Consider the following 14,139-nt stretch of genomic DNA (forward strand, 5'->3'; position numbering starts at 1 on the left):
TCCCCCTTTTAAAAACTCCCCCGCCATTGGCGCATCGCCTCCTTGACCTTGCCGCCGAAAGGCCGCAAGAAACGCGCGCGTTTTCACAGTTGTGAAGTCGCAGGCGCGGGTTCGTTTCGGGAGGATGTCACCATGGCCGGCAACAGCTTCGGCACGCTTTTCCGCTTCACCACCTGGGGCGAGAGCCACGGCCCGGCCATCGGCGTCGTGGTGGACGGCTGCCCGTCGCTGCTCGACCTGACCGAAGCGGACATCCAGCCCTGGATGGACAAGCGCCGGCCGGGCCAGTCGCGCTACACCACCCAGCGCCAGGAACCCGATCAGGTGAAGATCCTGTCCGGCGTGTTCGAGGGCAAGACGACCGGCACGCCGATCTCGCTGCTGATCGAGAACACCGACCAGCGCTCCAAGGACTACAGCGACATCGCGGCCAAGTTCCGGCCGGGCCACGCCGACTACACCTACTGGCAGAAATACGGCATCCGCGATTATCGCGGCGGCGGCCGCTCCTCGGCGCGGGAAACCGCCTGCCGCGTCGCCGCCGGCGCGGTGGCGCGCAAGGCGCTGGGCGCCGCCATCCAGGTGCGCGGCGCGCTGGTGCAGATCGGCCCGCACAAAATCGACCGCAGCCGCTGGGACTGGGCGGAGATCGACAACAACCCCTTCTTCTGCCCCGACCCGGTGATGGCGGCGCAGTGGGCCGAGTATCTCGACGGCATCCGCAAGAGCGGCTCGTCGGTCGGCGCGGTGGTGGAGGTCGTGGCCTCCGGCGTGCCGGTCGGCCTCGGCGACCCGCTCTACGACAAGCTGGACAGCGATCTTGCCCGCGCGATGATGACGATCAACGCGGTGAAGGGCGTGGAGATCGGCAACGGCTTCGCCGCCGCCGAGCTGACCGGGGAGACCAACGCCGACGAGATGCGCATGGGCGCCGACGGCCGGCCGCAGTTCCTGTCCAACCAGGCCGGCGGCATCCTGGGCGGCATTTCCACCGGGCAGGACGTCGTCGTCCGCTTCGCGGTGAAGCCGACCAGCTCCATCCTGACGCCGCGCCAGACGGTGGATACCGCCGGCAACGACACCGACATCCTGACCAAGGGCCGCCACGACCCCTGCGTCGGCATCCGCGCCGTGCCGGTCGGCGAAGCGATGATGGCCTGCGTGCTGGCCGACCACCTGCTGCGCCGGCGGGCCGAACGGCGGGAGTGAAGGGGCGGCAGTCCCGGATGCCCCCTCCCCATCCCTCCCCCGCCTTCGGCGGTGGAGGGGGTAGGACACTCGTCAGCGCAAAGCTCCGCAAAGGAACGGCGGAGTTCCCTCTCCCTCCGCTCTCGCGCCAGCTACGCTGGCGCTGCCGCGTCAGACGGACCTTCGGTCCGCTGAGAGCGGGGGAGGGTTAGGGAGGGGCGGGCGCCGCAGCAATTGCACGTTACCCGGCAATCGCCCGCGTCACCGCCTCGCGGTCCAGCCCTGTCTCGCCGATCACCACCAGACGGCTGCGGCGGTCCTCGCCGGGCTTCCACAGGCGGTCGTAGTGGGTCTGCACCCGGGCGCCGACGCCCTGCACCAGCAGGCGCATCGGCTTGCCGGGCACGTCGACGAAACCCTTCAGCCGCAGCACGCCGTGCAGGGCGGCGACCCGTTCCAGCGTCGCCGCCAGGGTGGCGGGGTCGGGCTGGGGCGGCAGATCCACGATGAAGCTGGTGAAGTCATCGTGGTCGTGGCCCTCTTCCCCGTCATGGTGGCTGGGCCGGTTGGCGAGGTCGTCCTCCACCGCGGCGCCGACGCCGAGCAGCACCAGCGGATCCACCGCGCCGTGGGACGCGCGCACCAGCTTGGCGTCGCGGTGGACCACCTCGTTGAGGGCGCCGCGGATCAGATCCTCGACGCGGGCGAGGTCGGACGCCGCCACCAGATCGGTCTTGTTGAGGATGATCAGGTCGGCGCAGAGGATCTGGTCCTCGAACACCTCTTCGATCGGCGTTTCGTGGTCGACCGTGCCGGCGGCGTCGCGCTGGGCGGCCAGCGCCGCCGGATCGGGGGCGAAACGACCCTCCGCCGCCGCGGCGGCGTCGACCACGGCGATGACGCCGTCGACCGTGACCCGGGACTTGATCGCCGGCCAGTGGAAGGCCTGGATCAACGGCTTGGGCAGGGCGAGGCCGCTGGTTTCGATGATGATGTGTTCCGGCGGTTCCGACCGGTCCAGCAGCTTTTCGATGGCCGGGACGAAATCGTCGGCGACGGTGCAGCACAGGCAGCCGTTGGCCAGCTCGATCACGTCGTCTTCGGTGCAGGTCGGGTTGCCGCAGGCGCGCAGGATGTCGCCGTCGATGCCGACGTCGCCGAACTCGTTGATGATCAGCGCCAGCCGGCGGCCGTCGGCCTTTTCCAGCAGGCTGCGGATCAGCGTGGTCTTGCCGGCGCCGAGGAAGCCGGTGATGACGGTGGCCGGAACCTTGCCGGCGGCCGTCTTCAGGGATGCGGACATGGGTCTTCCTCTCCTTAGCGCGAGCCGGCCTGGGGCGCCACGGTCGATTGCCGCTCGGCAGCCGTACCGGCCGTGGTCCCGACGAGGAGGCCGCTCATCAACCAGCCGCACACCGCGCCCAGCACCGCCCAGAACAGGGCGGCGGCGCCGAGCGACGAGGTGACGAAATGGGCCGCCAACTCCGGCGGGACGGCGCCGTCGATGGTTTCCGGGTGGGGGGCGCCGACCAGATGGGGCAGGGCGGCGACGACGACCCCGGCGGCCACGGCCAGCCGGTGACGGGCGAAGGCCATGGCCAGCAGCCCGCCGCCGGCGCACAGCGCCGCCGCCAGCCACCACATCTGCCGCGCCTCCAGCGCCGCGCCGGCCATGCCCGGCAGCTCCGGCGGCAGGCCGAAGGCGGGGGCGAGCGCGAAGGCGACGAAGCCGCCGGCACCCCAGACCAGGCCGCGACGGGCGTCGACCGGCCGGCCGACCAGCAGCATGACGCCGCCGACCAGCAGGGCGTAGCCGACCCCGGCCAGCAGGTTGGCGACGATGGTCAGCCCGACCCGCTCCATCGCCTCGCCGGTGGTGACCGGCACGCCGTCGCCGACGTTGCGCACGGGGGCGTGCTGGTGACCGTCCGCGCTGGGCGGCTGGGCCAGCACCTCGTATTTTTCGGCTTCCAGGATCAGCGGGACGGTGGTCGCCTGCTGAACGACGGACGCGGCCGTGCCGGAAAGCACGCCCGCGACCAAGGCGGCTGTGAACAGCCGCCGAACCAGATCCATGGTCCTGCGCTTAGTGGCAGGGGAACGCGAAGGAGTGGCGGGCATCGTGCGCCGCGTCGTGGATCTGCTGCGGCTGGGCGAAGCCGACGCCGTACAGCAGGAAGCTGCCGAACAGGATCGCGGCAAAGGCGGCGGCCGCGGTCTGGGCGGCGCTGCGGGTCGCGGAACCGGCGGCGGTGTTGATGGCGGGCGTGGTCTGGATCGACTGGGTCGTCATCGTGATCTCCTTCTCCCGCCTCACCCGGCGGGTCGGAAAAGGGTGAACGGTCCGTCGGCAGGTTTCCTGGCTCGCGGGTCGCCGCTCCGCCGTCCGCCTTCCCGGTCCGGGGACCAGTGGCATGATGGACGCAAAGCTCGCCGCACACAGTTGCGGGGGCAGCCGCGGCATGAGGCCCGGCAAGCCGAACCCGAACCGCATTCCCTATTATCCCCGCCGCCCAAGGGGCGGACGGGGCACCGTCGGTCCGCCACCATCGCAGTGCGTCCGGTGTTTGGCAAGCGCAATAAGGCGTTCGCTAAACAGATGATCTTGCATACAGACTCTTTGGATGCTGTCATGTTTGCCGGACAGAGTGTCCGGGATTCCGACACTTTCTGGCGCAAGGGCCTGACGGGCGGCGCGGCGTGGAGGCGCCGCGGCGGCAGGAAACAAAGGAATCACCGCCTCGGTCGTAACAATCCGCACCGTGGCACGCTTCGTGCGTACCATCGTCGGCAAAACGTCCTGCCGCGCCGCGGACCGAAACCATAAGGACGAACCGGCCGCAACGGGCCAAGGGGAGGAGACTTCGCGACCGATGACCGCCGCACCCAACGACATCATCCTGGAAGCGCGCAACCTGACGAAGGAGTTCAAAGGCTTCGTCGCGGTGAAGGAGGTGAACCTGCAAGTGCGGCGGGGCACCATCCACGCGCTGATCGGCCCGAACGGCGCCGGCAAGAGCACGGTGTTCAACCTGCTGACCAAGTTCCTGACGCCGACCCGCGGCCAGATCCTCTACAAGGGCCGTGACATCACCCGGACCAAGCCGGCCGACATCGCGCTGATGGGGCTGGTGCGGTCCTTCCAGATCTCGGCGGTCTTCCCGCATCTCAGCGTGCTGGAGAATGTCCGCGTCGCGCTGCAACGGCCGCTCGGCACCAGCTTCCACTTCTGGAAGTCCGAATCGACGCTCTACGACCTGCACGACCGGGCGCAGGAGCTGATCGAGGCGGTGAACCTGACCCCCTGGGCCAACCACACCGCCGCCGAGCTGCCCTACGGCCGCAAGCGCGCGCTGGAGATCGCCACCACCCTGGCGCTCGACCCGGAGGTGATGCTGCTCGACGAGCCGCTGGCCGGGATGGGCCACGAGGACATCGAGGGCACCGCGGCGCTGATCAAGCGGGTCGCCGCCGACCGCACCGTGCTGATGGTGGAGCACAATTTGTCGGTCGTCGCCCATCTGTCGGACACCATCACCGTGCTGCGCCGCGGCGAGATCCTGGCGGAGGGGCCGTACGAGGTCGTGTCGAAGAACGCGCAGGTGATGGAAGCTTACATGGGGACCGGACATGCCTGACGGCGCGATCACGAAAACCGCCATGCTGGAGATCGCTGACCTCCACGCCTTCTACGGCGAGAGCCACGTCCTGCACGGCGTCAGCCTGGAGGTGCGGCAGGGCGAGGTGGTGACGCTGCTGGGCCGCAACGGCGCCGGCAAGACCACGACCATGCGCTCGATCATGGGGATCGTGTCCAAGCGCAGCGGCTCCATCCGCTTCCAGGGCACCGAGCTGGTCGGCATGGCCCAGCACAGGATCCCCCGCCTCGGCATCGGCTATGTGCCGGAGGAGCGCGGCATCTTCTCCAGCCTCAGCGTCGACGAGAACCTGACGCTGCCGCCGGTGGTGAAGGACGGCGGCATGACGGTCCAGCAGATCTACGACCTGTTCCCCAACCTGAAGGGCCGCGGCTCGACGCAAGGCACCCGCCTGTCGGGCGGCGAGCAGCAGATGCTGGCGATCGCCCGCATCCTGCGCACCGGCGCCAACCTGATCCTGCTGGACGAGCCGACCGAGGGGCTGGCCCCGGTCATCATCGAGCAGATCGGCGTCGCGGTGCGGGCGCTGAAGGCGCGCGGCTTCACCATCGTGCTGGTGGAGCAGAACTTCCGCTTCGCCGCCACCATCGCCGACCGCCATTACGTGATGGAGGAGGGGCATGTGGTGGACATGATCCCGAACGACCAGCTCGACGCCAACATGGACAAGCTCCACACCTATCTCGGCGTCTGAGCGGAGTTTTCCCAAACCATCGCAACGCAACCGCCGCTCCGCCCCCCTCCTGTTGGAAATATTGGGGCCGGGGCGGCGGCACGCCCGGCCTTTGCCCGGCCGGATCCCCAAAGCCGCATCCCCAAACCAAGAACCAACGCACAAGATCACGAGGGAGAGACCCGTCCATGCGCAGCCTTCTTCTTGCCGGCACCGCCCTGCTGACGCTCGCCGCCGCCGCCGCTCCGGCCGCCGCCCAGGTGTCGGACAACGTCGTCCGCATCGGCGTGCTGAACGACCGCTCCGGCATCTACGCCGACCTGGCCGGTGAAGGCTCGGCCATCGCCGCGCGGATGGCGGCGGAGGAGTTCGGCAACAAGGTCGCTGGCGCCGCGGTCGAGATCGTCGTCGCCGACCACCAGAACAAGGCCGACATCGCCGCCTCGAAGGCGCGCGAGTGGGTGGACACCGGCGGCGTCGACGTGATTGCCGACGTGCCGAACTCCGCCGCGGCGCTCGCGGTGCAGGGCATCGCACGGGACAAGAAGCGCATCTTCCTGATGTCCGGTCCGGGCGCCACGGCGTTGAGCGGCGCCCAGTGCAGCCCCTACGGCTTCCAGTGGACCTACGACAACTACGCCATGGCCGCCGGCACCGGCCGCGCGCTGTACGAGCAGGGCAAGAAGAAGTGGTTCTTCGTCACCGCCGACTACGCCTTCGGCCAGTCGCTGGAGGAGGAGACCACCAAGATGGTCAAGTCGCTGGGCGGCACCATCGCCGGGGCGGTCCGGCATCCGCTCGGCACCTCCGACTTCTCCTCCTTCCTGCTGCAGGCGCAGGGGTCGGGCGCCGACGTGATCGGGCTGGCCAACGCCGGCGGCGACACCGTCAACGCCGTCAAGCAGGCGGCGGAGTTCGGCATCACCCAGTCGGGCCAGAGCCTGGCCGGCCTCTTGATGTTCATCACCGACGTGAACGCGCTGGGCCTGCCATCGGCGCAGGGGCTGATGCTGACCACCGGCTTCTACTGGGACATGGACGACCAGACCCGCGACTGGTCGAAGAAGTTTGAGGCCAAGGCCGGCAAGAAGCCGACCATGGTGCAGGCCGGCGTCTATTCGGCGGTGAAGCATTACCTGAAGGCGGTCGAGGCGGCGAAGACCGACGACGCCGACAAGGTTGTCGCCAAGATGCGCGAGTTGCCGGTGGAGGACATGTTCGCCAAGAAGGGCAAGATCGCCGCCAACGGCCGCATGTTCCACGACATGTATCTGGCCCAGGTCAAGACCCCGGCCGAGTCGAAGGGGGCCTGGGACTATTACAAGATCGTCAAGACCATCCCGGCCGACACCGCGTTCATGGACCCCAAGCAGAGCGGCTGTCCGCTGGTGAAGTGAGGGGCGCGCGCATTGCCATTGCCCCCTCCCTAACCCTCCCCCGCTAACGCGGGAGGGATGGGGAGGGGGCCTGCGACGCAACAACCAAAACAACAACCAACACCAACACACCGGGAGAGACGCGGACATGTTCAACCTGCTGGGGGTGCCGCCCCAAGTGCTGTTCGGCCAGCTGCTGCTCGGCCTGATCAACGGATCCTTCTACGCGCTGCTCAGCCTGGGGCTGGCGGTGATCTTCGGCATGTTGAACGTCATCAACTTCGCCCATGGCGCGCTCTACATGGTCGGGGCCTTCGTGGCGTGGCTGCTGCTGACCTATCTCGGGCTCGGCTACTGGTGGGCGCTGCTGGTGGCGCCGACGGTGGTCGGGCTGGTCGGCATCGCGCTGGAAAAGACGATGCTGTCGCGGCTGTACAAGCTCGACCACCTCTATGGGCTGCTGCTGACCTTCGGGCTGGCGTTGATCTTCGAGGGCGCCTTCCGCCACCAGTACGGCGTGTCGGGCCAGCCCTACCCGATCCCCGACGCGCTGAAGGGCGGGCAGAATCTGGGCTTCATGTTCCTGCCCAACTACCGCGGCTGGGTCGTCGTCGCCTCGCTGGTCATCTGCTTCGGGACGTGGTTCGCCATCGAGCGGACCAAGCTCGGCGCCTACCTGCGCGCGGCGACGGAGAACCCGACGCTGGTCCAGGCCTTCGGCATCAACGTGCCGGTGATGGTGTCGCTGACCTACGGCTTCGGCGTGGCGCTGGCCGGGCTGGCCGGGGTGCTGGCGGCGCCGATCTACCAGGTGTCGCCGCTGATGGGCACCAACCTGATCATCATCGTCTTCGCCGTGGTGGTGATCGGCGGCATGGGCTCCATCCTGGGCGCCATCGTCACCGGGCTGGGGCTGGGCATGCTGGAGGGGCTGACCAAGGTCTTCTACCCGGAGGCGTCCAACATCGTCGTGTTCGTCGTGATGGCGATCGTTCTTCTCATCAAGCCCGCGGGCCTCTTCGGACGGGAGCGCTGAGCCATGACCGCCAAAACCCACCTTCTGGGCAGCCGGCCCGCCGCGCTGACGGTGCGCGGCACCGCCACCGGCACCGCGCTGCTGTTCGGCGTCGGGCTGGCCGCCGCCGTCGCGGCGCCCTTCCTGCTGTACCCCGTCTTCCTGATGAAGGTGCTGTGCTTCGCGCTGTTCGCCTGCGCCTTCAACCTGCTGATCGGCTTTGCCGGGCTGCTGAGCTTCGGCCACGCCGCCTTCTTCGGCTCGGCCGCCTACATCGCCGCCCACGCGGTGAAGGAATGGGGCTGGGCGCCGGAGTTCGGGCTGCTGGCCGCCACCGGTGGCGCCGCCTTGCTGGGGCTGGTCTTCGGGCTGGTCGCCATCCGCCGCCAGGGCATCTATTTCGCCATGATCACGCTGGCGCTGAGCCAGATGGTGTTCTTCCTGGCCCTGCAACTCCCCTTCACCCATGGCGAGGACGGCATCCAGGGCGTGCCGCGCGGCCTGCTGTTCGGGCTGTTCGATCTCGGCCAGCCGCTGACCATGTACTACACCGTGCTGGCGATCTTCATCGCCGGCTTCGCCATCATCTGGCGCACCGTGCACTCGCCGTTCGGGCAGGTGCTGAAGGCGATCCGCGAGAACGAGCCGCGGGCGATCTCGCTCGGCTACCGCACCGACCGCTACAAGCTGCTGGCCTTCGTGCTGTCCGCAAGCCTCGCCGGGCTGGCCGGTGGGACCAAGGCGCTCGTCTTCCAGCTCGCCAGCCTGACCGACGTGACGTGGCAGATGTCGGGCGAGGTGGTGCTGATGACGCTGCTGGGTGGCATGGGCACGCTGTTCGGCCCCGTGGTCGGTGCCGGGCTGGTGGTGACGCTGGAAAGCTACCTTGCCTCCACCAGCCTGCCGGTGCCGGTCGTCATCGGCTTCATCTTCGTCGTCTGCGTCCTGCTGTTCCGCCGCGGCATCGTCGGCGAGCTGCTCGCCCGCCTGCCGGGCCGGAGCCGCTGAGTCCGAGCCGCCGAGTCCCGTCTCCATCCAAAACTCCCCCAGGGGGGACCGCGAGGTCCCCCTCTTTTTCCCGTCTCAAATCGGGGGCGTGTATCGGGCAGCCGATGGGTCCTATAGCGTAAGTTGTATGATCCGGGGCCGGCTCGCCAAAGCGAAAAAACGCGGGCCGGCGGCCAGAACGCCAAGACAACGCCGTGAACCGGAGGCGGAAACAACCCGCCCGTCCCGGCGATCCTGCGCGCCTTCCCTTTAATCCGACGGATGGGCTACTATGTTGACCTCTGATATTGTTGGCAAAATGCGCTGCGTTGCAGCAGGCCTCGATGCCGGGACAGCAAGACTCGGTCCTGTTTGGGAGGGTGACGTGGGCGACACCGTCGATTTCGAAGCGCTGCGCCAACGCGCCGTGCACTCCCTCTTCGAACATCTGGAGTCCATGTGCGTCGGCGCCGTCGCGGTCGACCACAACGCCCGCATCGCCTGGATGGACGACAAGTACAAGGCGCTGCTGGGTGTCCCCGGCGACCCGCGCGGCCGGCCGGTCGAGGACGTCATCCCCAACAGCCAACTGCGCCGGGTGATCGACAGCGGCCAGCCCCAGCCGCTCGACATCATGGAGTTCGGCGACCGCTCCTTCGTCGTGACGCGGATGCCGCTGTTCGGCACCGACGGGTCGATCATCGGCGCCATCGGCTTCGTGCTGTTCGACCGCGCCGAATATCTCCGCCCGCTGGTCCGCAAATACGAGAAGATGCAGGAGGAGCTGGCCCGCACCCAGCAGGAGCTGGCGCACGAGCGCCGGGCCAAATACTCCTTCTCGCAGTTCCTGGGCGCCAGCGAATCGATCCGCGAGATCAAGCGGCTGGGCCGCCGCGCCGCGCAGATGGACAGCACCGTCCTGCTGCTGGGCGAAACCGGCACGGGCAAGGAACTGCTGGCCCAGGCCATCCACGCCGCCAGCCCGCGGGCGTCCCGGCCCTTCGTCGGCGTCAACGTCGCCGCCATCCCGGAAACCCTGCTGGAGGCGGAGTTCTTCGGCGTCGCCCCCGGCGCCTTCACCGGCGCCGACCGCCGCCACCGCGAGGGCAAGTTCCAGCTCGCCAACGGCGGCACCCTGTTCCTGGACGAGATCGGCGACATGCCGCTGCCGCTGCAGGCCAAGCTGCTGCGCGTGCTGCAGGAGCGCGAGATCGAGCCGCTCGGCTCCAACAAGGTGGTGCGGGTCGATGTCCGCATCATCGCGGCGACCAGCCGCGACCTGCACGCGCTGGTGAAGGAGAAGCAGTTCCGCGCCGACCTCTATTACCGGCTGAACGTGGTGCCGATCACCCTGCCGCCGCTGCGCGACCGGCCGGAGGACATCGAGAGCATCGCCGACCGCATCCTGGAACAGCTGGCGATCCAGCAGGGCACGCCACCGCGCGAACTGCTGGAATCGGCGGTGCAGGTGCTGCGCGACTACGACTGGCCCGGCAATGTGCGCGAGCTGTACAACACGCTGGAACGGGTGGTGGCGCTGACCGACGCGCCGATCCTGACCGCGCCGCACATCCGCAGCGTCCTGCCCGGCCAGCATCCGGCCGGCGCCTCCGCCCTGCCGTTTGGTTCCCTGCCGCTGGCGGCGGGAGCGCGGCCGTTGCAGGAGGTGCTGCACGCCGCCGAACGCCACGCCATCGCCGCCGCGCTGGAGGAGGCCAACGGTGTCAAGGCCCGCGCGGCGAAGCTGCTGGGCATCTCGCGCGCGTCGCTGTACGAACGGATGATGACGTTGGGGCTGGGGGCCACGCCGTAGTGCTCCACCCATGGTAAATTCCGCATCACGGAACGGCGTTTCATTGACGCCCGCCGCCGCCGCTGGCAGGATCGCCCGATGGCTCCATCCCGGGCCGATGGTGGGAGTGACGTGTCATGCGCAGGCGGGAAGAGGCTCTGGTCGCCGACGATCCGATGGCGGACGAGGAGAAGGACCCCCGCTTCGTCACCGCGCTGGCCCGCGGGCTGGAGCTGCTGCGCGCCTTCCGCCGCAACGAATCGATGCTGGGCAACCTGGAACTGGCGCAGCGCACCGGCCTGCCCAAGCCGACGGTGTCGCGGCTGACCTACACGCTGGCCAAGCTGGGCTACCTTGCCTACGACCAGGGCACCGGCAAGTACCGGCTCGGCACCTCGGTGCTGGCGCTGGGCTATGCCAGCCTGTCGGGGATGGGCATCCGCCAGGTGGCGCGGCCGCTGATGCAGGATCTGGCCGACCAGACCGGGCTGGCGGTGGCGCTGGGCGGGCGCGACCGGCTGAGCATGATCTATCTGGAATGCTGCAAGGGCACCGGCCCGATCACGCTGTCGCTCGACGTCGGCTCCCACATCAAGCTGTCGACCACCGGCATGGGCCGCGCCTACCTCGCCGCCCTGCCGGAGGCGGAGCGCGCGCCCTTGATGGCCAAGCTGGAGGAGCATGAGGGCGACCGCTGGCCCGCCATCCAGGACGGCATCCTGCAGGCGATCGAGGATTACCGGACGCGCGGCTTCTGCCGCTCCATCGGCGCCTGGAAGTCGGAGGTGCACGCCATCGGCGTCCCCTTCGTGCCGCGCGACGGCTCGCAGGTGCTGGCCTTCAACTGCGGCGGCCCGGCCTTCCTGGTCGACCTGAAGCGGCTGGAGGAGGAGTTCGCCCCCCGTCTGGTCGCCATGGTCCGGCGGATCGACGCGACGCTGTTCAACGGGTGAGAATGGCGCGACTCCATCATCGACCCGCCGGCCCAGCGCTGCCAGGAATGGGAGCGGTATGTCCGGGAGGCCTTTCCACACAACGTCCGGAATCATCATGAAGCCGCTGCACATCGAGACGCCCCTGATCGAATCCCGCCCGCTCTCCGCCGCTGCGGAGCGCGCTGTGTGGCTGAAAATGGAAGCGTTGCAGCCGCCCGGGTCCTTCAAACTGCGCGGCATCGGGCGTGCCTGCCAGGAATACGCGCGGGCCGGGGCCGCCCGCTTCATCTCCTCGTCAGGGGGCAACGCCGGCATCGCGGTGGCTTACGCCGGCCGTCAACTTGGCCGGCCGGTGACGGTCGTGGTGCCCGAAACGACGTCCGATCACGCGAAGGCGCTGCTCCGCCAGGAAGCGGCCGAAGTGATCGTGCACGGCCCTTCCTGGCAGGAGGCCAACGCGCACGCCCAGTCGCTGATGGGCGAGGGTGACGCGTTCCTGCATCCCTTCGACAATGAATTGTTGTGGGACGGCCACGCCACCATGATCGACGAGGTCGCGCGGACCGGCTGGCGGCCCGACGCGGTCGTGGTGTCGGTCGGCGGCGGCGGGCTGATGTGTGGCGTGGTCGAGGGGCTGCGCCGCAATGGCTGGGCGGATGTGCCGGTGGTCGCCGTCGAGACGCACGGAGCCGACTCGCTGGCGCAGTCCATCGCAGCGGGGCACCGTGTGGAACTGCCGGGGATCACCAGCGTCGCCACCTCGCTCGGCGCCCGTCAGGTCTGCGCGCGGGCCTTCGAGTTCGCCGCGGCGCATCCCGTGGTCAGCGTCGTGGTTTCGGACGGCGAGGCCGTTCAGGCCTGCCTGGGCTTTCTGGACGACCATCGTGTGCTGGTCGAGCCGGCTTGCGGCGCCTCGCTGGCGTTGGCGTACCGGCGGCATGCCGCCTTGCAGCCCTTCGAGAAGGTGCTGGTGATCGTCTGTGGCGGAGCGACCGCGACCGTCGAGACGCTGCAGGCTTGGTCGTCGCAATTCGGGGGATAGCCGGCCGCTCAATCCTCCCCTGCCATTGGGGGCGGGAACCGCCCACCGCGGCAGGCCGTTTTCATGACACGGGTCATGGCGACCGGTGGCGGAGGGCGGAGCGGCATGGATGGCGGTTTGACGGACTGGCTGGTGCAGGTGATGCACCACCTCCACTACATCGGGATTTTCCTGCTGGTGGCGCTGGCGCGGGTGTTCCCGCCGCTGCCGGCCGAGTCGGTGATCCCGCTGGCCGGGATCGGGGCGGCGACCGGCGAGTTCACGCTGGTCGGCGTGGCGCTGGCCGGCGGGTTGGGCTCGCTGGCCGGGCAACTGGTGTGGTTCCTGCCCAGCCGGCTGATGAGCCGCGAGCGGCTGGAAGCGTTCCTGAAGCGATACGGGCCCTGGCTGACCATCGACCCGAAGAAGGTCCGGCGCAGCACCGACTGGTTCGCCAAGCGCGGCGGGCTGGCCGTGCTGTTCTCGCAGCCGGTGCCGGGGGTGCGCACCCTGATCTCGATCCCGGCCGGGGCGTGCAAGATGTCGATCCTGAACTACTCGCTGGCCTCGGGGATCGGGTCGGTGCTGTGGACGCTGCTGCTCGCCTGGACCGGCTACATGCTGTCGACCTGGCCGTTCGCCCACCGGCTGGTGGGGTACGTCACCGTCGGGCTGCTGGTGGTGCTGGTCGGGCTGTATCTGTGGCGGCTGGCCACCAACCTGCACCTGCTGCGCAAGGGCCGGGCGGCGGCGGCCCCGGTGTCGTCGACATCCGGCGGCTGTTAGGTCCCTGCCGCCATGGCGGCGATGCCGGTGGCGGCCATGCCCAGCGCCCACAGGCCGAAGGCGCCCAGCGCCACGCCGGTGCAGTGGTTCAGCATGGTCAGGCCGCGGTCGGAGATGCGGTGGCGCACCGCCGCCACGCCGGTGGACAGCGTGAACCACCACAGCGACGAGCCGATGAAGACCCCCAGCACCAGCGTCGACGCCTCCAGCCGGTCCAGCGTGCCGCCCAGGCCGAAGCCGGCGAAGATGGCGATGAAGGCCATGATGGTGGCCGGGTTGGTCAGGGTCAGCGACAGGCCGGTCATGAAGCCGGTGAACCACGACTTGCTGTCGGGGGCCGCCGCCGCCTCGCGCTCCTCGGCGTCGGGCTGCTGGCGGAAGGTGCGGACCGCCACCACCAGCAGGAAGATGCCGCCGATCAACTGGAAGGCGATCTCGTGCCCGCGCAGGAAGCTGAGCGCGGCCGACACGCCGAAGGCGGCGATGGCGCCGTAGATGGTGTCGGCGACGGCGGCGCCGAACCCGGTGAAGAAGCCCATCAGCGGGCCGTGCTGAAGCGTGCGGCGGATGCACAGCAGACCGATCGGTCCGACGGGTGCGGCGATGGCGAATCCCAGAACGATTCCCTGCAAGAGCACCCAGACTTCGTCCACCGAGCGTCGCCCCCCGAAGCTGTTTTCATGGTCCCGGCGTCGATTGACCGCACC

14 protein-coding genes, 1 tRNA gene and 1 riboswitch (1 of these 16 only partly in view) are annotated in these 14,139 nt (G+C 69.1%); of the genes, 10 read left to right on the forward strand and 5 right to left on the reverse strand.

Translation table 11 applies throughout. The features are described from left to right. Positions 1–33 (reverse strand) — tRNA-Arg (locus TSO352_RS33155) (it extends 67 nt beyond the left edge of the window). A gap of 99 nt (positions 34–132) precedes the next feature. On the opposite strand from TSO352_RS33155, the gene aroC reads away from it, so the two are divergent. Continuing rightward, complete coding sequence (gene aroC / locus TSO352_RS05550; RefSeq protein ID WP_109106318.1) at positions 133–1,209, forward strand: chorismate synthase; 1,077 nt, start codon at positions 133–135, stop codon at positions 1,207–1,209. A 220-nt stretch (positions 1,210–1,429) separates the two neighbouring features. Here the strand turns inward: aroC and cobW are convergent, their stop codons facing one another. Genes cobW through TSO352_RS05565 form a run of 3 tightly spaced genes read right to left on the reverse strand, consistent with a single transcriptional unit; the run spans position 1,430 to position 3,481 of the window. After that, positions 1,430–2,491 carry a cobalamin biosynthesis protein CobW gene (gene cobW / locus TSO352_RS05555; protein WP_109106319.1) on the reverse strand — a complete coding sequence of 354 codons (1,062 nt, stop codon included), beginning with the start codon at positions 2,489–2,491 and terminating at the stop codon, positions 1,430–1,432. Positions 2,492–2,505: 14 nt separating this feature from the next. Then, positions 2,506–3,264, reverse strand: coding sequence for a CbtA family protein (locus tag TSO352_RS05560; protein WP_109106320.1), 759 nt, complete (start codon positions 3,262–3,264; stop codon positions 2,506–2,508). Positions 3,265–3,274: 10 nt separating this feature from the next. Further along, on the reverse strand, positions 3,275–3,481 hold the full coding sequence (locus TSO352_RS05565) for a CbtB domain-containing protein (RefSeq protein WP_109106321.1): 207 nt from the start codon (positions 3,479–3,481) through the stop codon (positions 3,275–3,277). Between the two features lie 38 nt (positions 3,482–3,519). Continuing rightward, positions 3,520–3,740: riboswitch (cobalamin riboswitch) on the reverse strand. 321 nt (positions 3,741–4,061) lie between these two features. Here TSO352_RS05565 and TSO352_RS05570 point away from each other — a divergent pair. From TSO352_RS05570 to TSO352_RS05610, 9 genes are all read left to right on the forward strand, one after another. Then, on the forward strand, positions 4,062–4,826 hold the full coding sequence (locus TSO352_RS05570; protein WP_109106322.1) for an ABC transporter ATP-binding protein: 765 nt from the start codon (positions 4,062–4,064) through the stop codon (positions 4,824–4,826). Continuing rightward, positions 4,819–5,541, forward strand: coding sequence for an ABC transporter ATP-binding protein (locus TSO352_RS05575; RefSeq protein WP_109106323.1), 723 nt, complete (start codon positions 4,819–4,821; stop codon positions 5,539–5,541). Before TSO352_RS05570 ends, TSO352_RS05575 begins: the two co-directional genes overlap by 8 nt. Before the next feature lie 167 nt (positions 5,542–5,708). Next, entirely contained in the window at positions 5,709–6,917 is a 1,209-nt protein-coding gene (locus tag TSO352_RS05580; RefSeq protein ID WP_109106324.1) for an ABC transporter substrate-binding protein, read from the forward strand. A gap of 127 nt (positions 6,918–7,044) precedes the next feature. Further along, on the forward strand, positions 7,045–7,932 hold the full coding sequence (locus TSO352_RS05585; RefSeq protein ID WP_109106325.1) for a branched-chain amino acid ABC transporter permease: 888 nt from the start codon (positions 7,045–7,047) through the stop codon (positions 7,930–7,932). Between the two features lie 3 nt (positions 7,933–7,935). Next, the gene (locus TSO352_RS05590; protein WP_109106326.1) at positions 7,936–8,919 is read left to right on the forward strand and encodes a branched-chain amino acid ABC transporter permease; all 984 of its coding nucleotides are present in this window, start codon (positions 7,936–7,938) and stop codon (positions 8,917–8,919) included. A 364-nt stretch (positions 8,920–9,283) separates the two neighbouring features. Then, on the forward strand, positions 9,284–10,711 hold the full coding sequence (locus TSO352_RS05595; RefSeq protein WP_247871909.1) for a sigma 54-interacting transcriptional regulator: 1,428 nt from the start codon (positions 9,284–9,286) through the stop codon (positions 10,709–10,711). 116 nt (positions 10,712–10,827) lie between these two features. Beyond that, complete coding sequence (locus TSO352_RS05600; RefSeq protein WP_109106328.1) at positions 10,828–11,643, forward strand: IclR family transcriptional regulator; 816 nt, start codon at positions 10,828–10,830, stop codon at positions 11,641–11,643. Positions 11,644–11,740: 97 nt separating this feature from the next. Continuing rightward, on the forward strand, positions 11,741–12,667 hold the full coding sequence (locus TSO352_RS05605) for a pyridoxal-phosphate dependent enzyme (protein ID WP_109106329.1): 927 nt from the start codon (positions 11,741–11,743) through the stop codon (positions 12,665–12,667). A 105-nt stretch (positions 12,668–12,772) separates the two neighbouring features. Beyond that, complete coding sequence (locus TSO352_RS05610; RefSeq protein WP_109106330.1) at positions 12,773–13,432, forward strand: DedA family protein; 660 nt, start codon at positions 12,773–12,775, stop codon at positions 13,430–13,432. On the opposite strand, the gene TSO352_RS05615 is transcribed toward TSO352_RS05610, so the two are convergent. Further along, positions 13,429–14,070 carry a LysE family transporter gene (locus TSO352_RS05615; RefSeq protein ID WP_247871910.1) on the reverse strand — a complete coding sequence of 214 codons (642 nt, stop codon included), beginning with the start codon at positions 14,068–14,070 and terminating at the stop codon, positions 13,429–13,431. The two genes, TSO352_RS05610 and TSO352_RS05615, sit on opposite strands and share 4 nt — an antisense overlap. Positions 14,071–14,139: the final 69 nt, after the last annotated feature.

This window comes from Azospirillum sp. TSO35-2, from assembly GCF_003116095.1.
Taxonomy (GTDB): Bacteria; Pseudomonadota; Alphaproteobacteria; order Azospirillales; family Azospirillaceae; genus Azospirillum.